This window comes from Rhodospirillales bacterium (assembly GCA_014323865.1).
Lineage (GTDB): Bacteria > Pseudomonadota > Alphaproteobacteria > SP197 > SP197 > SP197.
The window spans coordinates 128,397-150,426 of record JACONG010000016.1; the positions used below are offsets into that span (position 1 = coordinate 128,397).

Annotated in this window: 24 protein-coding genes; 12 read left to right on the forward strand and 12 right to left on the reverse strand. The window is 66.5% G+C overall.

The features are described from left to right. Positions 1 to 11: 11 nt before the first annotated feature. A complete protein-coding gene (locus GDA49_09480) occupies positions 12 to 1,058 on the reverse strand; it encodes a polysaccharide deacetylase family protein (GenBank protein MBC6440615.1) in 1,047 nt (348 codons plus the stop codon). A 122-nt stretch (positions 1,059 to 1,180) separates the two neighbouring features. Further along, positions 1,181 to 1,738 (reverse strand): D-alanyl-D-alanine dipeptidase, encoded by a 558-nt coding sequence (gene ddpX, locus GDA49_09485; GenBank protein ID MBC6440616.1) that lies wholly within the window; start codon positions 1,736 to 1,738, stop codon positions 1,181 to 1,183. Positions 1,739 to 1,760: 22 nt separating this feature from the next. On the opposite strand from ddpX, the gene GDA49_09490 reads away from it, so the two are divergent. Beyond that, on the forward strand, positions 1,761 to 2,246 hold the full coding sequence (locus GDA49_09490; GenBank protein ID MBC6440617.1) for a GNAT family N-acetyltransferase: 486 nt from the start codon (positions 1,761 to 1,763) through the stop codon (positions 2,244 to 2,246). Between the two features lie 24 nt (positions 2,247 to 2,270). Here GDA49_09490 and GDA49_09495 read toward each other — a convergent pair whose 3' ends face one another. Further along, positions 2,271 to 2,543, reverse strand: a complete 273-nt coding sequence (locus GDA49_09495; protein MBC6440618.1) for a sulfurtransferase TusA family protein — start codon at positions 2,541 to 2,543, stop codon at positions 2,271 to 2,273. Between the two features lie 238 nt (positions 2,544 to 2,781). Here GDA49_09495 and GDA49_09500 point away from each other — a divergent pair, with 238 nt between their 5' ends. The 11 genes from GDA49_09500 to trmB all read left to right on the forward strand — a co-directional run bounded on the left by GDA49_09500 (position 2,782) and on the right by trmB (position 13,386). Continuing rightward, positions 2,782 to 3,216 (forward strand): transcriptional repressor, encoded by a 435-nt coding sequence (locus tag GDA49_09500; GenBank protein ID MBC6440619.1) that lies wholly within the window; start codon positions 2,782 to 2,784, stop codon positions 3,214 to 3,216. Positions 3,217 to 3,234: 18 nt separating this feature from the next. After that, positions 3,235 to 4,116, forward strand: a complete 882-nt coding sequence (locus GDA49_09505) for a GNAT family N-acetyltransferase (protein MBC6440620.1) — start codon at positions 3,235 to 3,237, stop codon at positions 4,114 to 4,116. Further along, on the forward strand, positions 4,113 to 4,943 hold the full coding sequence (locus GDA49_09510; protein ID MBC6440621.1) for a 1-acyl-sn-glycerol-3-phosphate acyltransferase: 831 nt from the start codon (positions 4,113 to 4,115) through the stop codon (positions 4,941 to 4,943). The genes GDA49_09505 and GDA49_09510 overlap by 4 nt, the downstream gene beginning before the upstream one ends. 230 nt (positions 4,944 to 5,173) lie before the next feature. Next, a complete protein-coding gene (miaB, locus tag GDA49_09515) occupies positions 5,174 to 6,550 on the forward strand; it encodes a tRNA (N6-isopentenyl adenosine(37)-C2)-methylthiotransferase MiaB (protein ID MBC6440622.1) in 1,377 nt (458 codons plus the stop codon). Positions 6,551 to 6,612: 62 nt separating this feature from the next. Continuing rightward, positions 6,613 to 7,584 (forward strand): PhoH family protein, encoded by a 972-nt coding sequence (locus GDA49_09520; GenBank protein MBC6440623.1) that lies wholly within the window; start codon positions 6,613 to 6,615, stop codon positions 7,582 to 7,584. Positions 7,585 to 7,630: 46 nt separating this feature from the next. Beyond that, positions 7,631 to 8,170, forward strand: a complete 540-nt coding sequence (gene ybeY / locus GDA49_09525; protein MBC6440624.1) for an rRNA maturation RNase YbeY — start codon at positions 7,631 to 7,633, stop codon at positions 8,168 to 8,170. Between the two features lie 6 nt (positions 8,171 to 8,176). Next, positions 8,177 to 9,052, forward strand: a complete 876-nt coding sequence (locus GDA49_09530) for an HlyC/CorC family transporter (protein ID MBC6440625.1) — start codon at positions 8,177 to 8,179, stop codon at positions 9,050 to 9,052. Further along, positions 8,994 to 10,673 carry an apolipoprotein N-acyltransferase gene (gene lnt / locus GDA49_09535; GenBank protein MBC6440626.1) on the forward strand — a complete coding sequence of 560 codons (1,680 nt, stop codon included), beginning with the start codon at positions 8,994 to 8,996 and terminating at the stop codon, positions 10,671 to 10,673. Before GDA49_09530 ends, lnt begins: the two co-directional genes overlap by 59 nt. 79 nt (positions 10,674 to 10,752) lie before the next feature. Further along, positions 10,753 to 11,199: a helix-turn-helix transcriptional regulator gene (locus tag GDA49_09540; GenBank protein ID MBC6440627.1), complete on the forward strand. Its 447-nt coding sequence runs from the start codon at positions 10,753 to 10,755 to the stop codon at positions 11,197 to 11,199. Between the two features lie 229 nt (positions 11,200 to 11,428). Then, positions 11,429 to 12,595 (forward strand): methionine adenosyltransferase, encoded by a 1,167-nt coding sequence (locus GDA49_09545; protein MBC6440628.1) that lies wholly within the window; start codon positions 11,429 to 11,431, stop codon positions 12,593 to 12,595. 56 nt (positions 12,596 to 12,651) lie between these two features. Beyond that, positions 12,652 to 13,386: a tRNA (guanosine(46)-N7)-methyltransferase TrmB gene (trmB, locus tag GDA49_09550; GenBank protein MBC6440629.1), complete on the forward strand. Its 735-nt coding sequence runs from the start codon at positions 12,652 to 12,654 to the stop codon at positions 13,384 to 13,386. Here trmB and trpS read toward each other — a convergent pair. The 9 genes from trpS to GDA49_09595 form a co-directional block, all read right to left on the reverse strand. Next, the gene (trpS, locus tag GDA49_09555) at positions 13,376 to 14,368 is read right to left on the reverse strand and encodes a tryptophan--tRNA ligase (protein MBC6440630.1); all 993 of its coding nucleotides are present in this window, start codon (positions 14,366 to 14,368) and stop codon (positions 13,376 to 13,378) included. The genes trmB and trpS overlap by 11 nt on opposite strands. A 56-nt stretch (positions 14,369 to 14,424) precedes the next feature. After that, a complete protein-coding gene (locus GDA49_09560) occupies positions 14,425 to 15,105 on the reverse strand; it encodes a YggS family pyridoxal phosphate-dependent enzyme (GenBank protein MBC6440631.1) in 681 nt (226 codons plus the stop codon). Beyond that, the gene (locus GDA49_09565) at positions 15,102 to 15,947 is read right to left on the reverse strand and encodes a sulfotransferase domain-containing protein (GenBank protein ID MBC6440632.1); all 846 of its coding nucleotides are present in this window, start codon (positions 15,945 to 15,947) and stop codon (positions 15,102 to 15,104) included. The genes GDA49_09560 and GDA49_09565 overlap by 4 nt, the downstream gene beginning before the upstream one ends. 40 nt (positions 15,948 to 15,987) lie before the next feature. Continuing rightward, on the reverse strand, positions 15,988 to 16,881 hold the full coding sequence (locus GDA49_09570) for a sulfotransferase domain-containing protein (GenBank protein ID MBC6440633.1): 894 nt from the start codon (positions 16,879 to 16,881) through the stop codon (positions 15,988 to 15,990). 408 nt (positions 16,882 to 17,289) lie between these two features. After that, positions 17,290 to 18,084 carry a hypothetical protein gene (locus GDA49_09575; GenBank protein MBC6440634.1) on the reverse strand — a complete coding sequence of 265 codons (795 nt, stop codon included), beginning with the start codon at positions 18,082 to 18,084 and terminating at the stop codon, positions 17,290 to 17,292. Positions 18,085 to 18,216: 132 nt separating this feature from the next. Beyond that, positions 18,217 to 18,603, reverse strand: a complete 387-nt coding sequence (locus tag GDA49_09580; protein MBC6440635.1) for a hypothetical protein — start codon at positions 18,601 to 18,603, stop codon at positions 18,217 to 18,219. Positions 18,604 to 18,817: 214 nt separating this feature from the next. Next, positions 18,818 to 19,702, reverse strand: a complete 885-nt coding sequence (locus tag GDA49_09585) for a sulfotransferase domain-containing protein (GenBank protein MBC6440636.1) — start codon at positions 19,700 to 19,702, stop codon at positions 18,818 to 18,820. 7 nt (positions 19,703 to 19,709) lie between these two features. Continuing rightward, positions 19,710 to 20,549 carry a sulfotransferase domain-containing protein gene (locus GDA49_09590; protein MBC6440637.1) on the reverse strand — a complete coding sequence of 280 codons (840 nt, stop codon included), beginning with the start codon at positions 20,547 to 20,549 and terminating at the stop codon, positions 19,710 to 19,712. A 114-nt stretch (positions 20,550 to 20,663) separates the two neighbouring features. Then, the gene (locus tag GDA49_09595) at positions 20,664 to 21,971 is read right to left on the reverse strand and encodes a porin (protein ID MBC6440638.1); all 1,308 of its coding nucleotides are present in this window, start codon (positions 21,969 to 21,971) and stop codon (positions 20,664 to 20,666) included. Positions 21,972 to 22,030: the final 59 nt, after the last annotated feature.

Below are 22,030 nucleotides of genomic sequence, written 5' to 3' on the forward strand. Positions count from 1 at the left end.
GTTGGGGCGCGCTAGCCAGCGCCGCCCGGCACGACAAACGGGATCCCGAGCCAGCGGAACCGGCTGTCCCCGGCCGGGATCGTGCAATTGATGCGGCTCCGACCGGGCGGGAATGGCCGATCGAGCCTCAGCTCGACCCGGCGCGCGCCGATCATCCCAAGCGTCACCTCAGCGCCGTTCGAGGCAAAACATGCCAGGCGATGGAGCGGCCCCGCCGACTCCAGGGCCGTGAACCCGACAGCCGGGGGATTCGGCTGGCCGGTCGCGATGGGCATGTCCTGCGGCACGATCCCGGTGGCGGGCAATGGCAGGGTGTCGATGACGGTCGCGAAGCGATCGGCCGCGCCGTAACGTTCGTTCATGGCGAATCGCGGCAGGGTGAAGCGGTTCGCGCCGGCTGTCGCGACACCGGAGTGCTGCCCGAAGGCGGCGATGTAGCCCGCGTCCCGCACCATGCTGACGAGTTCGACGCCGTATTCGCCATAGGGGTACGCGAAGAGACGGGGCACCTCGCCGAGCTCCTGCAGGAAGGTCGCGGCCATGCGGACCAGATCCTCCTCCATCGCCGCCCTCGTCATGAACGCCATATGGTCGTGCGCCGCACCGTGTGCGCCAATCGCCGCGCCCCCGGCCTCGAGCAAACGGATGTCGTCCCAGGTCAGCGCCCCGCCGACCTGGCCGACCGCATCGGTGCTGACGAAGACGGTAAAGGGCAGGCCGGCAGCCTTCAGGCGCGGCAGAGCCTCGGTGACGATCGACCGGTCGGTGTCGTCGATCGTGATCGCGACCGTTCGATCCGGCAGGGGGCGGCCCTCGACCAGCGCCAGCGCGACCTCCTCAAGCGGCAGGACCGTGTGGCTCCCGCTCGTCAGGCGTTCGATGTGGTGTTCGAACTGGTCGATGCGGATGCTGGTCGACGGCAGGCGGTCCTGGCCGAACCGGTGATACATCAGGATCACCGCAGAGGCGGGATCGGCGGCGGCGGCGGCAGCAGGCAGCGCCGTCAGGGCAGCCGCGGCCAGGAGACCCACGGCGACCAGGCTTCGGAGACACGCCATGAACCGGCGCGACGACAACGCTCCCGACCTCATCCCCAACGACGCGCGCACGAACGACACGCGCACGCTATCGCGCCGGCGGAACCCCGCCGCACGGCTTTCGACACGCTCGCCCGCGCGGCTCATCCCATCATGCCCGTGCCTGCGGCGCGGTCGGTGAGAAGAGGATAACGGCGCGGCTGGAAGAGCTGGTAATGCCACCATTCGCGGACATACCAGTCGAAGCCGGCGGCTGTCATGATGCCGAGCAACAGCAGCCGGTTTGCCCGCGCGGCGGGGTCGAGCCCCGGTGCGTCGTGATGGCCGTTCCCGGTCAGGTCGTCGACCGGCCCGCCCATGTCGCATTCCGCACCGGCCTGGTCCATCAGCGTGACATCGACCGCAACCCCGCGGCTGTGGGGCGAACCGCGCCGCGGATCGGCAACATAGTCCGTGTCGGGCGTGTGGTTCCACAGGGCCCACTGCGCTTCGGACGGGCGAAAGGCGTCGGTGATCCTGAGCCGAAGGCCCTGTTCGGCGGCATGGCCGATTGCACGCTCCAGGCACAGCGCGGCATCGGGGTGAAGGAAGCAGCGCGGTGCGGCATAGATGCGTCGGCCCGTGACATTGTCGTCATGGCCATAAACCAGGTCGACCACCACATCGTGGCCGGGCGGGGCGATCTCGACAAGGGCGGCCATGGCGGCGTCTCCGGTCAGGCCGATGCAGTCTAGCCCGGTCACGCTGCGCCACGCCACGGCCAGGGATGCCGCAAGGCTTTCGGCGCTTCATGGCGGCTGCTTCGACGAGGCCTGGAGCGCGGCGTCGATCGTCAGGGTCCTGAACGGCACGGGTGCGGGTGCCCTGATCGCGCATGACGACGACGACCTGGGGTTTGCCATCCACCGCACCGTTGCCGGCGAAGCGGAGCTGTTGACCATCGGCGTCCTGCCGCGCGCCCGTCGCCACGGCGTCGCGACACGACTGGTTGCCGCCGTCCTCGACCGGGCGGCTGTCGGCGGTGCGTCGCGGCTGTATCTGGAGGTTGCGCGCGACAATCGGGCGGCCCGGGCGCTCTATGCCCGTCACGGATTCCGTCAGGTGGGATGGCGCAAGGGTTACTACGACAACGGCCGCACGGATGCGCTCACCATGGCTGTCGATCCCGGTCAGGGCATATCCCGATCGGATCGGACCGATCTGCGATAGGATCCGCCTTGAGTGCGATGCGCTCTAGCTCTTCCTCAGGACCAGACGCCAGACCGGGGAGCCCTCGGCCTCCGGTTCCAGCGACAGGATCGCGTGGCCGTGCTCCTCGACCGAACGCGGCACGTTGCCGAGCGGCTCGCCGTCGTTCAGCCGGACCTCGGCCACCTGGCCGGATTCCATCCGCTCGATCATGAGCTTCGTCCTGACGAAGGTGAGCGGGCAGACATCGGACGTGATGTCGAGTGTGACGTCGGGCGGCGGATCGTTGGGAACGGTGAGAACAGTGAGAACAGTCATGGGCGGGTGTCGTTTCCTGCTTTGCCTCGCGCCAGCCAAACCCATATATGGGATCGAGACCGAAGCCGCGCAAAGCCCGCCCGGACGGCGTGGCGGCAGCGGACCGAAGGGGTTAGACTGAAGGAGTCGGGCTGAAGGAGTCAGGCTGAAGGAGTCGGGCCGAAGGGGTCAGACACAGGAGCCCGCGAGCCGGGGAGGATGCGCCGGTCGGTGCCCATGCCGACCGTCCAGCACACATATGACATCACCGATCGAGCAAGCCTGTATCGACAGGGGCCTGAAGATGACCGGGCAGCGCCGCGTCATCGCGCGCGTGCTGTCCGATGCCCAGGATCACCCCGATGTCCTGGACGTGCACCGCCGTGCGGCGGATATCGACGAACGGATCAGCCTCGCGACGGTCTATCGCACCCTGCGCCTGTTCGAGGATTCCGGGATCATCCAGAGCCACGCCTTCGGCGGCGGCCGGGCGCGTTACGAGGCGACCGACGACGACGAACACCACGATCACCTGATCGATGTCGATACGGGCGAGGTCATCGAGTTTCTCGACGAGGAGCTTGAGGCCCTGCAGGAGAAGATCGCCACAAGGCTCGGCTTCAGGCTGGTCGATCACAGGCTCGAACTCTACGGCAAGGCGGTGAAGCCGCGCGCGGACCGCCGCGAGACCTGAGGCCGTTCCGTTCGTTCCATGAGCAATCGCGAATCCAGCCACCAATCCGGGCATGAATCCGATGTGGCTCCGCTTGAAGCCGGTATCATGTCCGGGGGGCTGGAGCTCAGGCTTGCACGCACCGAAGAGGAAGTCCGGGCGCTGCAACGCCTGCGTTACCGTGTCTTCTATGAGGAAATGAACGCCACGCCGATCGGCACCATGGCCGCCGAGGGTCGCGACTTCGACGATTTCGACACGATCTGCGATCACCTGATCGTGCGCGACCCCAAACGCGAGGGCGAGGCATCGATCGTCGGGACCTATCGGCTGCTGCGCCGATCGGTGGCGGAACAGCACGGCAGGTTCTACACGACCGGCGAGTACGACATCGCGAAGCTCCTGTCCGTGGAAGGCGAACTGGTCGAGCTGGGCCGCAGCTGCGTCGATCCGAACTATCGCGCCGGCGGGGCCATCACCGCCCTGCTGCGCGGGCTGGGTACCTATGCCGACCGGTACGACATCCGGATCATGTTCGGCTGCGCCAGTCTGCACGGCACCGACCCGGACGATCTTGCCCTGCCGCTCTCCTATCTCTCGTATTACCGTGCGGCGCCGGACGCGCTGCGCCCGCGCGCGCTGGACGATCTCTATGTCGGCATGGAACGACTGCCGGCCGAAGCGGTCGACGAAGCCAGGGGGTGGGCGAGCCTGCCGCCCCTGATCAAGGGATATGTCCGCGCCGGCTGCCGCTTCGGCGACGGTGCGGTGATCGATCGCCAGTTCAACACGACCGATGTCTGTGTCGTGCTCGATGTCTCGACGGTCAACGACAGGTACAGCAAGCGCTACCGCGACCTTGAGGGCGGAGGCGGGGGCGAGGACGGAGACATGGCGATGGACGGGCACGGCGGCGGATGATGACCGCGGTCGCCATGGTGCGGGCAATCGCCTATCTCGGCTTCACCGCCGCCTGCCTGCCGATCCAGCTCGTGCTCGTCGTGTTCGGCGCCAGGGCAAGCCACGCCTTTCCGCAGTTCTACCATCGCATCGTGCTCGGGATCGTCGGCATCAAGCTCGACATCCGCGGTCGACCGAGCCGCAAACGGCCCTGCATCTACGTCGCCAACCACAGCTCGTATCTCGACATCGAGATTCTCGGTTCCCTGATTCGCGGCAGTTTCGTCGCCAAGGCCGAGATCGGCGCGTGGCCCTTCTTCGGCCTGCTCGCCAGGCTCCAGCGCACCGTGTTCGTCGACCGGCGTCGCAGCCAGGCCGGCAGGCACAAGACGGCGATCGAACAGCGGCTCGACGCCGGTGAGCGGCTCATTCTCTTTCCCGAGGGCACCACGGGCGACGGCAACCGTGTGCTGCCCTTCAAGCGTGCGCTCTTCGCCACCGCACAGAAGCGCGTGCGGGGCGAGGCCGTCACGGTTCAGCCGGTCTCGATCGCCTATGCCGGCTTCTCCAACCTGCCGATGGGCCGGGAGCTCAGGCCGCTCTACGCCTGGTATGGCGACATGGAGCTCGTGCCCCACGCCTGGCAGATGTTGCGGGGCGGCGTCGCCACGGCGATCGTGCAGTTCCATCCCGCGCTCACGATCGACGAGACCGGCGGCGACCGGCGCGCCCTGGCCGAACGCTGCCACGGCATCGTCCGTGAGGGTGTGGCGATGGCGCTGACCGGTCGGTTGCCGCCGCGCCGGCGCAGGGGATCGGGCCGGCTGAAGCGCGCCGGGGCCAATTGACTCCGCGCCGTCTGCCAGGGCATGATCCGCCAGAGGGCACACATGCCGCGTGCCCGCGATGCGAGACAGGCGCACGTGAGGACGCAGACGTAGAGGACGCAGACGTAGAGGACGCAGACGTAGAGGACGCAGACGTAGAGGACACGGGCGTACACGAGAACACGGGCGACACGAGCGACACAGACGCACCCACAGGCGACGCTGCCCGGCGTCCCAAGCGCGATCCGCGATTGCCGAGAAAACTCTTCATCAAGACCTACGGCTGCCAGATGAACGTCTACGACTCCGGTCGTATGGCCGATCTGTTGTCGCCGCTCGGGTATGAGGAGACACAAGCGCCCGAAGGTGCCGATCTCGTCATCCTCAACACCTGCCATATCCGCGAGAAGGCCGCCGAGAAGGTCTATTCGGAGCTGGGACGCCTGCGTCCGCTGAAGCAGCGACGGCGCAACGACGGCGGCGACATGCTGATCTGTGTCGCCGGATGCGTCGCCCAGGCCGAGGGCGAGGAAATGGCGCGCCGGGCACCCGCGGTCGATCTGATCGTCGGGCCGCAGACCTATCATCGCCTGCCCGAACTGGTCGCCCGCGCGCACCGCGCGGCGGGGGCCGTGCTTGATACCGACTTTCCGGCCGAGTCGAAGTTCGATCACCTGCCCGCCGAACAATCGGCCGACGGCCCGACGGCGTTCCTGTCGGTTCAGGAAGGCTGCGACAAGTTCTGCACCTTCTGCGTCGTGCCCTACACCCGGGGTGCCGAATTCTCACGGCCTGCCGGGGCCGTGCTCGCCGAGGCGCGGCACCTGGCGGCACAGGGCGTGCGCGAGGTCACGCTGCTGGGCCAGAACGTCAACGCCTATCACGGCGAAGGGGCCGACGGCGGAACCTGGAGCCTGGCACGGCTGATCCGCGCGCTCGCCGACATAGCCGGTCTCAAGCGCATCCGCTACACCACGTCCCATCCGCGCGACATGTCCGACGATCTGATCGCCGCCCATGGCGAGATCGAGGCCCTGATGCCTTATCTGCATCTCCCGGTCCAGGCCGGCAGCGACAGGGTCCTCAAGGCCATGAACCGGCGGCACACCGCCGATGCGTATCTGCGTCTGATCGAACGCATCCGCAGCGCACGGCCCGATATTGCCATGTCGGGCGATTTCATCGTCGGTTTCCCCGGCGAAACCGATGCCGACTTCGCCGCCACGCTCGCGCTTGTGCGCGAGGTCACCTACGCCCAGGCGTTCTCGTTCAAGTACAGTGGCCGGCCCGGGACGCCGGCCGCCGGTGCGGCCATGCAGGTTCCCGAAGACGTCAAGTCCGATCGGCTCAGCGCCCTGCAGCAGTTGCTCGACGCCCAGCAGGCGGCGTTCAACCACGCCAGCGTGGGACGCCGCTGCACGGTGCTTCTGGAACGGCCCGGCCGACACGCCGGACAGCTCGTCGGTCGCAGCCCGTGGCTCCAGGCCGTGCATGTCGAGGCCGATGCCGCACGGCTCGGATCGATCGTCGGGGTCAGACTGACCGAAGCGCGCGCCAACAGCCTGACAGGTGTCCTGACATCAGGCGGTTCCGAGGCCATGGAGGATGCCATGGACGAGGTGGCCTGATGGCGGACACGGCCTCCCCACGGCCCCGCCCGCCCACGCCCCGCCCGGTCGAGGCCGAGGTCATGCGCTATCTCACGTTCGACGACAACGGGCTTCTGACCGCGCTTTACGGCGCTCACGATCGTCATCTGGCGCGCATCGAACAGCAACTCGATGTCGCGATCACCTCGCGCGGCAACCAGGTCGCGATCCGTGGACCCGCATGGTCGGCGGACACGGCGGTCGGTGTGCTGAACCAGCTCTACGGGCACCTCAAGAGCGGGCTCACGGTCGCACCGGCCGATGTGGACGCCGCGCTGCGCTTCGCCGCCGGCCCGGTCGGGGAGACCGAAGGGGACGCCGCGACGATCGGGATCAGGACGCCCAGGAAGCGGATCGCGCCGCGCTCGCGCAACCAGGCGCGCTATCTCAAGACCCTGCAGGAGCGCGAGATGGTCTTCGCGCTCGGCCCGGCCGGCACGGGCAAGACCTACCTCGCCGTCGCCATGGCGGTCTCGATGATGGAGGCCGGCAAGGTCGACCGCATCATCCTGTCACGGCCCGCGGTCGAGGCCGGCGAACGTCTCGGCTTTCTGCCCGGCGACCTGCGCGAGAAGGTCGATCCCTATCTGCGCCCGCTCTACGACGCGCTTTACGACACGATGCCGCCCGAGAAGGTCAGCCGGGGGCTGGCGAGCGACACCATCGAGGTGGCACCGCTGGCCTTCATGCGGGGCCGGACGCTGTCGAACGCCTTCGTCATCCTGGACGAGGCGCAGAACACCACGCCGGTCCAGATGAAGATGTTCCTCACCCGCCCGGGCGAGAATGCGCGCATGGTGGTGACGGGCGATCTGAGCCAGGTCGACCTTCCCGGCGGCGTGCGATCCGGTCTCGCCGATGCGATCGGGGTGCTTGACGGGATCGAGGGGATCGGCACCATCCGTTTCAGCGATGTCGATGTGGTCCGCCACGAACTCGTCGCGCGTATCGTGAGAGCCTATGACGCGCGCGAAAGCGGTAAATCCGCGCGGCGCGGGGTGGGGCCGGGGTGATGGACAGTAATCCGTGATGGACAGCATCCGCGATGGATAACATCTGATGGACGACGACCAATCCTGCAGTACAACCGGCGGGGGCGCGTCCGTTGCGATCGATCTCGCCATCGACGACCCCGCCTGGCTCACGGCGCTGCCCGGTGCGACAAGCACGGCGCGCGCTGCGCTGACCGCCGCCCTCGATGCGGCCTGTCCCGGGTGCCCGGCGGAGGTCACCCTCGTGCTGGCCGACGACGGCAGGGTGCGCGACCTCAATCGCGCCTGGCGCGGCATCGACAGGGCGACGAATGTGCTGTCCTTCCCGTCGGTTGCCCGGCGCGCGGGCGAGGCACCGCAGCGCGATCCCGGCGACCCGCCGGACGCAACGGTGGGTCTCGGCGACATCATCGTCGCGCGCGAAACCCTGATGCGCGAGGCCTGCGAGGCCGGACGGCCCGCCGATCACCATCTCTCCCACCTGGTCGTTCACGGCACGCTGCACCTGCTGGGTTACGACCATGACGACGACGGCGACGCCGAAGTCATGGAAGCGCTGGAATGCGATGTCCTGGCCGGTATCGGCGTGCCCGACCCCTATCGCTGACCCGCCATGGCCGATCGATCACCCGGTTCCCCGACCCCTGCGAGCACCGGCTTCGGCGGCTGGCTGCGCAAGCTGATCGGCGGACGCAACGGCGAAAGCCTGCGCGAGACGGTCGAGGAGATGCTCGACGAGGACGAGGAGGACGGCTCGACACTCTCGGCCACAGAACGCGCGATGCTGGCCAACCTGCTGGCGTTCGGCGAACTCCGGGTTGACGACGTCATGGTTCCGCGCGCCGATGTCATCGCCGTCGATGAGCAGGCGGCGCTCGACGATGTCGTCGAACTGGTGCGGCGGGAGGGTCATTCCAGGCTGCCGGTCTACCGTGAGACGCTCGACGATCCGATTGGCATGATCCACGTCCGCGACCTGCTCGACCACTGGGGTGCGGAGCCGCCGGGAGCGCCGCTCAGCGCCATCACACGACACGTGCTCTTCGTGCCGCCGTCGATGCCGGTGGTCGACCTGCTGATCAGGATGCGGACCTCGCGCACCCATATGGCGCTGGTGGTCGACGAGTTCGGCGGGATCGACGGGCTCGCCACCATCGAGGACCTGGTCGAGCCGATCGTCGGCGAGATACGGGACGAGCACGATACCGACGACGGCGACCTGCTGAGCGAACGGCCGGGCGGCATCATCGAGGCCCATGCCCGGGCACCGGTCGACGAACTCGAACGGATGACCGGCTGCGATCTTCTGAACGACGAGAAGGAAGAGGACATCGAGACCGTCGGCGGTCTGGTCTACGCCATGCTCGGGCGCATTCCCTCGCGCGGCGAGCTGATCACGCACAGGAGCGGCCTGGGGTTCGAGGTCGTCGATGCCGATCCGCGGCGGATCAAACGGCTGCGGGTCCGGCGTGGTGCAGGCCGCGCCTGATCCGGCGAGCGCCGGGCGGCTGGAGACCCTGCCGGCCCGCCTTGCAGCGCTGCGATCCTGGCGGCGCGCCCTGGTGCTCGGCCTGCTCGGTGCCCTGACCGCCGCCGCCCTGCCACCGTTCCACATCCTGCCGGCGGCACTGGTCGGCTTCACGGGGCTGGTCTGGATCCTCGACGGTGCGGGCGCAAGCCGGCGGGCGTTGTTCGACGGCTGGTTCTTCGGTATCGGCTGGGCGCTGGCGGGGTTCTCCTGGATCGCCAACGCCCTGCTGGTCGATGCCGATCGCTTCGGCTGGCTCTATCCCGTCGCGCTGCTGGCCATCGGGGCGGGGTTCGGCGTGTTCCCTGCCGTCGCCGCCCTGGCCGCCCGCCTCGTCCCAGCGGGTGCCCCGCGGATCGTCGCGCTCGGCATCGCCTGGCTCGTTCTCGAATGGGTACGAAGCTGGATCCTCACCGGATTCCCCTGGAACCTGATGGGGACCGCGCTGGCCGTCTCCGACGCCATGATCCAGCCGGCGGCCTGGGGCGGGCCCTGGTTGCTGAGCGCCATTGTCCTGGCCGCGGCGCTGGCGCCCGCCTTTGCCGCCCGCGAGGGTGCCCTGACACCTAAGCGTGTCATGGCTGGCCTGGGCGTCTCGGTCGGGCTCCTGGCGGCCACTTGGGCGGCTGGAACATGGCGCCTTTCGAGCGCCGGACCCGAGGCGGCCACGGGACCGGTCATCCGCATCGTCCAGCCGGCCATCGCGCAGGCCGACAAATGGCGCAGCACCCTCTACCAATCGCATCTTGCGACGCATCTCGCCCTGAGTCTCTCGCAACCTGCGGGCGAAACGCCGGCCGTCATCGTCTGGCCCGAGGCTGCGGTGCCGCACAGCCTCCTGCGCGCGCCCGAAACGACCGCCCGGCTGGCCGCCGTCGCGCCGGACCGGGGCCATCTCCTGATCGGTGCCGTACGCATCGAGCGCGACGCCGAGGGTATCCTAAGACCCTACAACAGCCTTCTGGCGTTCGATGCCGGGGGGCTCGTCGACAGCTATGACAAGCACCATCTCGTGCCCTTCGGCGAGTATGTTCCGGGCCGCGGTATCCTGCCGGTCGAGAGGATCGCGCCCGGCGGTGTCGATTTTGTCCCGGGCCCCGGCCCGAGCGTCATGCACCTCGATTCTGCGCCGTCTTTCGCACCCCTGATCTGTTACGAGGTGATCTTTCCGGCCGGGATCGTCGGCGACCGGGGCCGACCGGCATGGCTCCTGAATGTCACCAACGATGCCTGGTACGGCCATTCGACCGGGCCCTACCAGCACTTCGTCGCCGCGCGTATGCGGGCGGTCGAGCAGGGCCTCCCGCTTGTACGCGCGGCCAACACCGGCATCAGCGGGGCGATCGACGCCCGGGGCCGTGTCGTCGCGAGCTTGCCGCTGGGCCACCGCGGCGTGCTCGACCTCGTCCTTCCCGGCCCGCTTCCCGAACCCACGCTCCATGCCCGAATCGGCGACGGGTCGCTCGCGGGACTTGTCTTTCTCGGCGCGGCCGGGCTGGTCTGGACCTTGCGGGGGCGCAAGGCTGCGGGTGGGCGAGCGGGCGGGCGGGCGGCGCTGGCATCGCCGGGTCGATCGGGTTAGGTTTGCCCCGACAACAGCCTCCATCGGGCGCAGAGGTGCGGGGGCAACACGAAAGAACGGCACGAAAGAACGGTATGTCATGGCAAGCAACCCCAATCCGATCGACATTCATGTCGGTGGCCGCGTACGGCTGCGCCGCACGCTGCTCGGCATGAGTCAGGAGACGCTGGCAGAGGCTCTGGGACTGACGTTCCAGCAGGTCCAGAAGTATGAACGCGGGGCAAACCGCATCGGTTCGAGCCGCCTGTTCAAGCTGTCGCAGATTCTCGACGTTCCGGTCGATTTCTTCTTCGACGCCATGGCCGAGGAGACCGCGCGGGCGGGCGGTGCAGCGCCGCCGGACAGCCGGCCCGAGGATCCGTCCGGACCGGATGCACTGACCAGGCGCGAGACGCTGGAACTGGTCCGCGCGTACTATCGCATTCCCGACGACAGGCTGCGGCGCAGGGTGTACGAACTGGTCAAGGCCGCCGGACCGAAAGACGGACCGAAAGACAGCCCGAAGGACAGATTGCAGACCGACTGACCGGCCTGCAGCGCGCCCGAAACGCAGCGTCAGATCGCCTGACCGACAGACATGACCTGACCGACAGACATGACCTGACCGACAGACATGACTTGACCGATAGACATGCTTCGGCGAGTGTCCGGCGCGGCAGCCACCTTGCAGGGCCGTCTTTCGCGAAGGGGGCGGTTGGCAGAGCGGTGCCCTTTCGACATGTCGACGATCCGAAATCCGAGGGGGAGGGGCGAGCGTGGCCCGAAGCAACTATCTGTTCACCAGCGAATCGGTCTCCGAAGGCCATCCCGACAAGGTCTGCGACCGCATTTCGGACGCCGTGGTCGATGCCTATCTCGGGGCCGATCCCGATGCGCGGGTCGCCTGCGAGACACTGACCACCACGAACCTGATCGTCATCGTCGGCGAGGTCCGGGGACCGCATGGCATCGTCGAACAGGTCGAGGCGCTGGCGCGCGGCGCGGTCAGGGCGATCGGCTACGAACAGGACGGGTTCCACTGGAAGAACGCCGAGGTTCACGTCAGACTTCACGAGCAGTCGCGCGACATTGCCCGGGGCGTCGACGCCGCCGGCAACAAGGCCGAGGGTGCCGGCGACCAAGGCATCATGTTCGGCCATGCCTGCCGCGAGACCGATGCGCTCATGCCCGCGCCGATCCACCTTTCGCATCGCATTCTCAAGCGCCTGGCCGAGGTCCGCCACGACGGCACCGAGCCGCTTCTGGGCCCCGATTCCAAGAGCCAGGTGACGCTCGCCTATGAAAACGGCAAGCCCGTGCGTGCCACCTCGGTGGTTGTCTCGACACAGCACGACGCCAGCCTCGATCAGGACCAGGTCAGGGAGATCGTCCGGCCCCATGTCGAGGCGGTGCTGCCCGCAGGCTGGATGTGCGGGGAAGACGCGTTCTACGTGAACCCCACCGGCAGTTTCGTGATCGGCGGTCCCGACGGTGACGCCGGCCTGACCGGGCGCAAGATTGTCGTCGACACCTATGGCGGCGCGGCACCGCATGGCGGCGGTGCCTTCTCGGGCAAGGACCCGTCGAAGGTCGATCGTTCGGCGGCCTACGCCTGCCGTTACCTCGCCAAGAACGTGGTCGCCGCCGAGCTCGCCGAGCGCTGCACGATCCAGGTATCCTATGCCATCGGCGTGACCGATCCGCTGTCGGTCCATGTCGATACCCATGGCACCGGACAGTGCGACGAAGTGAGGCTTGAGGCGGCGCTGCGGGACGTGATGGATCTCGGCCCGCGCGGCATTCGCGATCATCTCGGCCTCGACCGGGCGATCTACGAGCGCACCGCCGCCTATGGCCACTTCGGACGCGACGTCGAGGCGGATGGCGGGTTCTCGTGGGAGAAGGTGGATCTCGCCGATGCGCTGAAGAGCGCCGTCGGCTGAGCCGGAACGCCGCCGCGCCTGACCGCAGGGCGGCGGCGTTCTGCACAGTCACCGCCATGACCGAGCCCCGTTCCGCCGCGGGTCCGGACCGCCGGCACAAGGGCCGGCGCAAGGGCCATGCCCTCTCGGCACGCCGTCAGGCGCTGGTCGATACGCTGCTGCCGCGCCTGCGCCCGGCGCTCGGCGGCGAGGGTGCGGTCGATCTGCGCGGCCCTCTGCCGGGTCACGACCGGCTGTGGCTCGAGGTCGGCTTCGGTGGCGGCGAACATCTGGCCTGGCAGGCCGGGGCCAATCCCGATGTCACCATGATCGGCGCGGAGCCGTTCCTCAACGGTGTCGCGAGCCTGCTGGCCCATGTCGATGACGGGGGCCTCGACAATGTGCGCATCCTCGACAGCGACGTCCGGCCCCTGCTCGACGCCCTGCCCGAGGCAAGCCTTGAACGGATCGTCGTGCTTTTCCCCGATCCCTGGCCCAAGACACGGCACCACAAGCGCAGGATCGTCAATCGCGAGACGGCGCGCCGGTTTGCCGCGCTGCTGGCCGATGGCGGCGAGCTTCGGCTGGCCACCGACATCATGGACCATGCCCGGTGGATGATGGCAGCGGTCTGGCCGCTCGACGATCTCGTCTGGCAGGCGCGCGGGCCCGACGACTGGCGCATCCGCCCCGACGACTGGCCCGAAACCCGGTACGAAGCCAAGGCGCGGCGCGCGGGTCGGGCATCGGTCTTTCTCAGGTTTCGCCGTCGGCCCCGGGCCATGTCGGCGGTCTCGCCGGTCAGGGCTTGAGAAACCCCATGATCTCCTCGACCTCGGCCTGGATCGGTTCGGCGATGCTGCGTGCCCGCGCCGCGCCGTCACGCAGCACAGCGTCGACATGGCCGGGATCGGCGGCCAGCCGTTTCATCTCCTCGCCGACCGGGCCGAGTTTCTCGACGGCAAGCTCGGTGAGCCGTTCCTTGAAGTCGCTGAACCGGGCCGAGGCAAATTCGTCGACCACCGCCTGGCGGCTGCTGTCGGCCAGGGCGGCGTAGATCGCGATCAGGTTCGAGGCCTCGGGACGGTTCTCCGGATCGTCGGTCACGCCGGGTTCGCTGTCGGTGCGGGCCTTGCGGAACTTGCGTGCGATGGTGTCGCGGTCGTCGGTCAGGTTGATACGCGAATAGTCGCTCTCGTCCGATTTCGACATCTTCCTGGTGCCGTCGCGCAGGCTCATCACCCGCGTTGCCTCGCCCGCGATCACCGGTTCGGGCAGCGGGAAGAAATCGACGCCGAAGCGGCGGTTGAACGCTCCGGCGATGTCGCGGCTCAGCTCCAGGTGCTGCTTCTGGTCCTCGCCCACCGGCACATGGGTGGCGCGAAACCCAAGAATGTCGGCGGCCTGAAGCACGGGATAGCCGTAGAGGCCGAGGCTCGCATGATCGCGCTTCTTTCCGGCCTTCTCCTTGAACTGGGTCATCCGGTTGAGCCAGCCCAGCGGCGTCAGGCAGGACAGCATCCAGCCGAGCCGCGTGTGCATCGGGCATTGGCTCTGGTTGAACATGATGCAGCGCTCAGGATCGAGACCGGCGGCCAGAAAGCCCGCCGCCGCCTCCCGCGTGGCATGGCGCAACGCTCCGGGATCGCAGGGCATGGTGATCGCGTGCAGATCGACAATGCAATAGATGCAGTCGAACTCGTCCTGCATCGCCACGAAGCGCCGGAGCGCGCCGAGATAGTTGCCGAGATGCAGGCTGCCGGTCGGCTGGATGCCGGAAAACACCCGATTCATCGGGACCTCACTGTGTCCGGGAATGGTGCGGGTTATGGCGCGCGGCACCGGGCCGGTCAAGCGGGCGGCTGCGGCCTCGCGCCGAAGATCGCCGTGCCGACGCGCACATGGGTGGCACCGAAGATGACCGCCGTTTCGTAGTCGCCGGACATGCCCATCGACAGGCCGGCGAGACCGTTGCGCCGGGCGATGTCGGCGAGCAGGGCGAAATGGAGCGACGGTTCGTCGTCGAACGGCGGGATGCACATGAGGCCCCTCACGTCGAGCCCGGCCCCGCGCGCCTCCGCGACGAGCGCATCGGCCCCGGCAGGCAGGCAACCGGCCTTCTGCGCCTCTTCGCCCGTGTTGACCTGAATGAAGCAGGCCGGACGGCGACCGGTCTTCTCCATCGCCCTGGCCAGCGCCCGGACCAGCCGGGGCCGGTCGACGCTTTCGATGGCGTCGAACAGCGCCACCGCATCCTCGGCCTTGTTGGTTTGCAGCGGGCCGATCAGGTGGAGTTCGAGATCCGGACAGGCGGCCTTGAGGGCGGGCCATTTGCCCCGGGCTTCCTGAACCCGGTTCTCGCCATAGGTGCGATGACCCGCCTCGAGCGCGGGCCGGATGCGCGCCGCATCGTGGGTCTTGGAGACCGCGACCAGCGTTATATCGCCGGCAGCGCGTGCGGCATTCCCGGCAGCGTCCGCGATCCCGGTCTTCACGGCGGCAAGATTGGCGGCGACATCGACGTCGCTCATGTCGCCTCATCCCCGGGACAGTAGCCGAAGCGCGCCATCTGCTCGCGATGGTCGCCGACGATCCGCGCCACCTGGTCGCGTGTCAGCCGGTCGCGCCACTGGCCGGCCTTGCCCGAGCGGAAGAAGTGCGCCTGGGCGGGTGTGCGTTCGCGGAACCCCTCCGATGTCTCCTGGGCGCGCACCCGGTCGAAGCTGCTGAGATCGACCGCCCGGCGCACGGCGGCGTCATCGGCCCCGATACGCATGAAGGACACGAGGCGCGTGAAGACAGGTTCCGGATCGGCCAGCATGTCCTCATAGCGCATGATGTGGAGCATCGGGCTCGAACTGCCGGTCCAGCTTCGGACGTGCTGGGTCCAGCTTCCCATGACCTCGAAGACGTTGTGTTCGTTGGTCGGCGTGCGGAACATGTCGGTCGCCATGATCCCGATGATGGCATCGACGCCGAGACCCTGGTGGTCGGCGTAGCTGATGGCGACATCGAGCGGATTGCGGACGATATAGACCACCCCTGATGTCACCGCCATGTTGATCACCGGTGCGCCTTTGGCCATGACGAAGGCCGAGTGCGTCTTGACCGGCACCGCGCCGTCGCCGGTCGAGGCGATCCGCTCCTGAACCCTGGGGCGCATGGCCGCGATGTCGTCATGGCTCCATTCCGTCCAGGGCCGGTCGTCGAACCGGGCGAAGCCGGTCGTGCCGGATTCCGAGAGGGTGGCCTCGCCGAGGCGGTCGAGCGCGACCGGTGCGTTGCCGTCGCCGATCAGGAGGTTGGCGAGGAAGACGCGAACCCAGGTGTTGCCCGATTTCGGATAGCTTGCGAGCCAGAGAATCCTGCCCATGGTCAGGCCCGCCGGGACGCCGTGTCGCCGGGGCCGCGTCTCACGCGTACCGCTCCGGCAGGTAGCCGAAGCGCGCCATCTGCTCGCGGTTGGCATCGCAGATGGCCGCGACCTGGTCGTCGCTCAGCACGTCCTTCCAGCCGCCGGCCTTGCCCGAGCGGAAGAAGCGATCCTGGGCAGGCGTCTTCTCATAGAAGCCGTATTTCTGCTCCTGGTGTTGCAGCACCCTGAACCCGGAGTTCTTCACCGCACGCGCGATGCGGTCCCGGGGCGTTTTCAGCTGCAGGAATGTCACGAGATCGCCGAACGCCTTCAATGGCCGGGCCAGCATGTCCTCGTAGCGCATGATGTGAAGCCCCGGGCTGGGTCGGCCCGTCCAGCTCTCGACATGCTGGGACCAGCTTCCCATCGGCTCGTTGACATGGCTTTCGGAGTTCGGTGTCTCGAAGTTCTCCATCGTCATCATCTCGACCGTCCGGTCGAGTGTGAGACCCTGATGAAGGGCGTAGGACTCCACCACATCGAGCGGATTGCGCAGGAGATAGACGGCACCCGCCGTGACCTCGACGTTGATCGTCGGAAAGCCGCGGACATGGCCGACATGGACATGGGTCTTGCAGAACACCGTGTGCGGCTTCGAGGCCGCGATGTTGCGATGCACCCGGGGGCGCATGGCCGCAACATCGTCATGGCTCCATTCCGTCCAGGGCCGTGGATCGAGCGCGGTATAGTGGGCGATTGCCGCCTCGTTCGACGACAGCAGCAGCATCCTGTTGATGTCCCAGGACGATGCGGGATCGCGAAAGAGGTTGTGCAGAAAGGCACGGGTCCACGTGTTGCCCGACTTCGGGTAGCTCGCAATCCAGACAATCCGGCCCATGGCGCGCCCCAGAGGGTCTTCCTCCCGATCCCAAGCGAACACGGGGATCCCCATGGGTTCCACCCCATGATTCTGTACTCCCAAAGTGACACGGGAAGCAAGCATGGGGCGTTGCTACGGACTGGACCTTCGCCGCCGGGTCGTCGATGCGATCGGGGACGTCCGGTCGGCGCACGGGGCGGGCTCCGGGTCTTTCGATACAGATTTGCCTGCCGCCCCAAAGCCCGGACGTCAACCCATCGGGATGACGTTCTCCAGGCTCAAGGCGCTGCTCCGGGAGGCCATCGCCGGGACACGATTCCGATTCAATCGGTCCCGCTCTGGGGCGGGGTCTCGTAATGTGCTTTTACGACCCACCCGCCCGTTTGACGGCTGATTGTGATTTTTTGCACCCTATGATCAACGAAGAGACTATTCAGAGTAAGCAGATGCGCGCAAACAGCGGCGTGATCCTGCAGTGGTTTACTCTGTTTGTTGTTCATTGTTCATCTCCCTAGGTGTCATCAGATTGACCAGATAATCAAATGCAGCTTTCTTTTCTCCATCGCTGATATCAGGACTGTCAAGAAAATCCGCGACTTCAAAGTCCTTGTATCCGTTCGATATTATCCAATCATAAAGCTCCACTGAGAGTTGTGGCTCACTCTCAAGGAGAATGAGCATGGCATTGCCATATTGGCCCCGGCTTGCACGAATTTTTGCCACACCTGGATCGATACTTGAGTCAAGTATACGTTCCTGCAATATCTGATCTTGTACGAGTTTGCGAATCAGATAGCCTTCACAGAACTTTGAAATTGTCTCAGGCTCACCTGCCTTAGCCTTACTTGTCTCAGGCTCATCTGGAATAACATCAATGCACCGTCGTTCTACTTCGTCATCCTCAAAGACAAGCGTTACAATCCTGACGACGGCGTTGCTGATCGTCTGTGCCGTGTCCTTGTCGATGGTTGTCTTGTAGGTGACTTCGCCTTGCAGACCGCCTGCTTTGCCGGTTGCGGCGGCGCTTCGGGCCGCGTCACGGTTCTTTTCCAGTGCTGCAACATTGGCGGCGGCCTCGTCGGCTTCCGCTCTCGCCGCTTTGGCGGCCGCTTCGGCGGCCTCTTTCATGTCATCAGCTGCTGTTTTGGCGGCCTTGGCGGCCTCGTCAGCTTTGTCTTGAAGGCTTCTGTTGGTCTCCCTTGCTTCATCGAGCCGCTTCTGTGCCGCCTGGAGGTTCTCGCCAGCGTCGACCTGGGCCGAGCTATAGATGGTCACGGGTGCGGGGATGACGGCACCGGTCAGCTGTTCAATGGCGAGGACTGAGGCGATCAGGCGCTGGTCGCGGGCTGCCTGCTGACGAAACTGTTTATCATCGATCGCGCCGCTGAAGTACCGCTCGCAGAGTCGTTACATCATGTCGCGAAGGACCTGGATTGTCTGGGTGCGCAGGCCGATGTTGGAGCCGGCTTCGTTGATCGCGTTGGCGAGCTCGGCTGAACGGTCGTCGCCGAGCTCGGCGCTGGCGGAAAACGCAGTACTCAGAACGGAAAAGACATCCGGACTCGGTTCGGCGCAGGCGCGAACAATGTCTCGCCTGTACGTGTTGTCGGAGACCTTCTCCTTCACGGTCTGCGTGAGGACCGCACGTTGCTTGGCGTCGAGCAGGATAACCTGCTCGTCGCTCGATGACGTGGTTCTGAAGATCGAGTTCTGGTTGGCAGTATCGCACGCCGAAAGCGTGACGGCGGCAACGGTCCAGGCTGCGGCATATGCTGCGAAGCGTGCGATCAACATCTGGATACCCCTCCAGTCATCAACCGGTTCGCAGTTTATGAGGGTCTTCCTCCTGATGTCAATCGGAAAATCAATGTCAAGCGAACACGGGGATTCCCATGGGGTGCACCGGATGATTCTGTGGCTGCAAGTGACAGGGGAGGGAGATGGGGGCGCGTTGTTGCGGATCGGGTCTTCGCCGCCGGGTCGTCGGGGGTGTGGGGCGGGCGCGGCATCAATCCGAACGGGGTATGTCCTGGAAGCCGTCGGGAAGGTAATCGAAACGTTTCATCTGGGCACGGTGGTCGTTGCAGATGCGGGCAATCTGGGCTTCGGTCAGGTGGTCGCGCCAGTGGCCGGCGGTGCCCTTGCGGAAGAAGGCATCCTGATGCTGCGAGCGTTCGTTGAAGCCGTGTTGCCGTTCCTGCTTCCTGAGCTGCCTGAAGGATGCGTTGCCGATGGCGGTATCGAGGCGTTCGGCGGTGACATCGAGATCGAGAAAGCGCGTCACGGCGCGGAAGGTCCTGCGCGGATCGGCCAGCATGTCCTCGTAGCGCACGGTGTGGAGGCCGCGAGCGTGACTCTGACCGTGACCCTGACCGTGACCGGCGGTCCAGCTTTCGACATTGCGCGACCATGTGTCGAGCGGCACCGGGACATGGCCCTCGCCCATCCCGGTCATGAAGCCCGGCGTTGCCATGAAGCCGATGGCCGCATCCACCGTGACGTCCATGAAGTCGGCAAACGACAGGACCACATCGAGCGGGTTGCGCAGGATGTAGATCGCGCCCGCGCTGACCGCCCTGTTGACGGTCGGTGCGCCGTGGTGGCGGATCAGGGCGCTGTGGGTCTTGCAGAAGATCGTTGCCGACTGGCCGTTGGCGATCATTTCCTGCACCCTGGGCCGCATCGCCGCGATCTCGCGGGCCGTCCAGGATTGCGGCGGTGTCCTGCGGAGGATGCGGAACCAGCCGATTGCGGAATCGCTCCGGCTGAAGGTGCCTGTCATCCGGTTGATGTCGGCGGGTTTGTCCGTGCCCCCGATGACATTGAACAGGAAGGCACGCATCCAGGTGTTGCCCGATTTGGGGTAACTCGCGAGCCAGACGATCCTGCCCACGATGGGCCTAGCAGCCGTCCGGCACGTAGCCGAAGCGGGTCATCTGTTCGCGATGGTCGCCGACGATCCGCGCAACCTGGTCGTCGGTCAGGGTGGCGCGCCAGCCGCCGGCGGTGCCGCTGCGGAAGAAGCGCTCCTGCGCGGGCGAGCGTTCGTTGAAGCCCGTCCTGTCTTCCTGCCGGCGCAGTTCCCGGAACGACGAGAACGTGACCGCCTTGCCGATGCGCGACGGGGTGGCGGCGAGGCCGAGGAAGCGGGCTACCGCGCCGAAGGCCTTGCGGGCATCGGCCAGCATGTCCTCGTAGCGGACGGCATGGAGCGCGGGGTTGGGCCGCCCGGTCCAGCTTTCGACATTCTGCGACCAGCTGCCGAGCGGGTGGTCGATGCCGGCGGCGTCGCGCAGCTCGAAGTTCCGGGTGCCCATGGCCGAGATCGCCGCATCGATTCCGATGCCCTGAAAGTCGGCGAAGGAGATTGCCACGTCGAGCGGGTTGCGAACCATGCAGATTGCGCCCGCCGACACGCTCATGTCGATCGTTTCGCAGTTGCGCAGCATGAGCACCGAGGCATGGGTCTTGCAGAAGATGTTGCCCGGAACCGAACCGGCAATCGCCGCGTGCACGCGCAGGCGCAGGCGGTCGCGCTCCTCCCGGGGGATATCGGCAAGCGGTCTGGAGTCGAGGGCCGCGTAGAGGTCGGGCTTCGATTCCGATGTCGTCAGCCCTCCGCCGCCGAGCGCGTTGAGCGGCAGGGGGCGCGAGGGATTGCGGAAGAGGTGATGCAGGAAAGCCCGCATCCAGGTGTTGCCGGACTTGGGGTAGCTGGCCAGCCAGACGATCCTGCCCATGGCGTTCAGGAACCGTCGGTCAGGGAACCCGGAGCATCCCCGGCGGCGTCGGGACGCCACGGAAAAAGGGGCGGCCCGAAGGTCGCCCCTCTTCCGTGACCATGCACCGTCGGGTCAGAAGCTGACCGCGAGAGCGCCACCGACGAATGTCGAGTCGTAGTCGGTGTTGATCACGCCGTCGTCGATGGTGTCCAGGCCAACCGCGCCATGCAGGTTGATGCCCGGGCCGAGAGTGTATCGACCCTGCAGGCGATAGATGTCGAACTCGTCGGTCACGCCGCGGTCGGCATGCAGGTTGCCCTTAGCGTAATCGACTTCCGCGTTCAGCCAGTAGATGCCGACCGCCCAGGGTCCGTCGGAGGTGTAGCTGACACCGACATCGAAGGTCTGGCTGTCGGTCCCCTCAACGTTACCCTGGTCCGACACGTCCTGGTAGGACCCGCCGATGCTCCAGTTGTCCATCGACAGCGACAGGCCCGTGTTCCACATGACCGTGTCGTTACCGTTGTCGGCATCGATATTCACGTAGCCAGCCGAAAACGTCACGCCGACATCGCCGAGCTGGCCGTTGTAATTGCCAGCGACCGACACGGAGGCGGTATCGGTGTCCTCGGGCAGTTCGTAGGTACCGCCGTTCCCGGTCTCACCGGCATTGGGCGAATACGAGACACCGAACTGGAAGCCGTTGAAGACCGGCGTGAAGTACATGATCCTGCCCCGGTCACCGCCGTAGGCCGCAAAGGTCGAGAGGGTCGATGTCGCACCGGCGGCGAAACGACTTTTCAGTGCACCGCCAGGAGTCGCGCCAGCTTTTGCGGGAGTGGCGGGAACGACGACGGTATCTTCGGGAACGGTGACAGTCAGTTCCCTCATCGCCCCATTAGCAGCATTGGTCGTAACCTTGTCGATAGTGAGGCCACCAGCCGGGGCTGTGAACCCCGGATTGGCTGCTACCGCACCTTCGACGCTACGGCTCATGAAGTTGCTGATACCGTTGGCGAACACCGTCGGCGAGTTGGCACCGAAGATATAGCTCAGATAGGGTGCGGCCGTGCCCAGCTGGGCGGCAACGTCATCGTCGTTGCCGATCCGCAGCGTGCCGAAGGCACCCTCGACATAGACGTAGGTCTCGTCGAGCTGGTCGCCGGAGGTTTCGCCCTCGAGCTCGAAGCGGAGGCCGACCTCGAGGCCATTGTCGAGGACGGTCTTGCCACTGAACAGGAGCTCACCGCTGTAGAACAGATCGTGGTTGTCCGTGCCGAAGCCGGGGTCGGTCTTAGCGGAATCGTCGACATCGGTCGTGTAGAAACCCCAAGTCTGGAAACCGCCGATGCTGAGTTCGATGGGATCGGCCGCCTGCGCGTTCTGCGCGACCAGGCCGGCGGAGACAAGGGCCGTGGTGCCGAGAAGTGTCTTTTTCATTAGGTAAACCTCCTATAAGGGTGACTCTGGAGACTGTTTCGGATCCGGACCGAAGCAGA

Coding starts and splice junctions, on each gene's coding strand:
- GDA49_09495 (MBC6440618.1), bottom strand. CDS start 2,543: ATGACTGTTCTCACTGTTCTCACCGTTCCCAACGATCCGCCGCCCGAC.
- GDA49_09560 (MBC6440631.1), bottom strand. CDS start 15,105: ATGAGCGACGTCGATGTCGCCGCCAATCTTGCCGCCGTGAAGACCGGG.
- GDA49_09520 (MBC6440623.1), top strand. CDS start 6,613: ATGCGCTATCTCACGTTCGACGACAACGGGCTTCTGACCGCGCTTTAC.
- GDA49_09590 (MBC6440637.1), bottom strand. CDS start 20,549: ATGGGCAGGATCGTCTGGCTGGCCAGCTACCCCAAGTCCGGCAACACC.
- trpS (MBC6440630.1), bottom strand. CDS start 14,368: ATGAATCGGGTGTTTTCCGGCATCCAGCCGACCGGCAGCCTGCATCTC.
- GDA49_09505 (MBC6440620.1), top strand. CDS start 3,235: ATGAGCAATCGCGAATCCAGCCACCAATCCGGGCATGAATCCGATGTG.
- trmB (MBC6440629.1), top strand. CDS start 12,652: ATGACCGAGCCCCGTTCCGCCGCGGGTCCGGACCGCCGGCACAAGGGC.
- ybeY (MBC6440624.1), top strand. CDS start 7,631: ATGGACGACGACCAATCCTGCAGTACAACCGGCGGGGGCGCGTCCGTT.
- GDA49_09570 (MBC6440633.1), bottom strand. CDS start 16,881: ATGGGGATCCCCGTGTTCGCTTGGGATCGGGAGGAAGACCCTCTGGGG.
- GDA49_09540 (MBC6440627.1), top strand. CDS start 10,753: ATGGCAAGCAACCCCAATCCGATCGACATTCATGTCGGTGGCCGCGTA.
- GDA49_09490 (MBC6440617.1), top strand. CDS start 1,761: ATGCAGTCTAGCCCGGTCACGCTGCGCCACGCCACGGCCAGGGATGCC.
- GDA49_09510 (MBC6440621.1), top strand. CDS start 4,113: ATGATGACCGCGGTCGCCATGGTGCGGGCAATCGCCTATCTCGGCTTC.
- GDA49_09565 (MBC6440632.1), bottom strand. CDS start 15,947: ATGGGCAGGATTCTCTGGCTCGCAAGCTATCCGAAATCGGGCAACACC.
- ddpX (MBC6440616.1), bottom strand. CDS start 1,738: ATGGCCGCCCTTGTCGAGATCGCCCCGCCCGGCCACGATGTGGTGGTC.
- GDA49_09500 (MBC6440619.1), top strand. CDS start 2,782: ATGACATCACCGATCGAGCAAGCCTGTATCGACAGGGGCCTGAAGATG.
- lnt (MBC6440626.1), top strand. CDS start 8,994: ATGCCGATCCGCGGCGGATCAAACGGCTGCGGGTCCGGCGTGGTGCAG.
- GDA49_09580 (MBC6440635.1), bottom strand. CDS start 18,603: ATGTTGATCGCACGCTTCGCAGCATATGCCGCAGCCTGGACCGTTGCC.
- GDA49_09595 (MBC6440638.1), bottom strand. CDS start 21,971: ATGAAAAAGACACTTCTCGGCACCACGGCCCTTGTCTCCGCCGGCCTG.
- GDA49_09530 (MBC6440625.1), top strand. CDS start 8,177: ATGGCCGATCGATCACCCGGTTCCCCGACCCCTGCGAGCACCGGCTTC.
- GDA49_09480 (MBC6440615.1), bottom strand. CDS start 1,058: ATGGCGTGTCTCCGAAGCCTGGTCGCCGTGGGTCTCCTGGCCGCGGCT.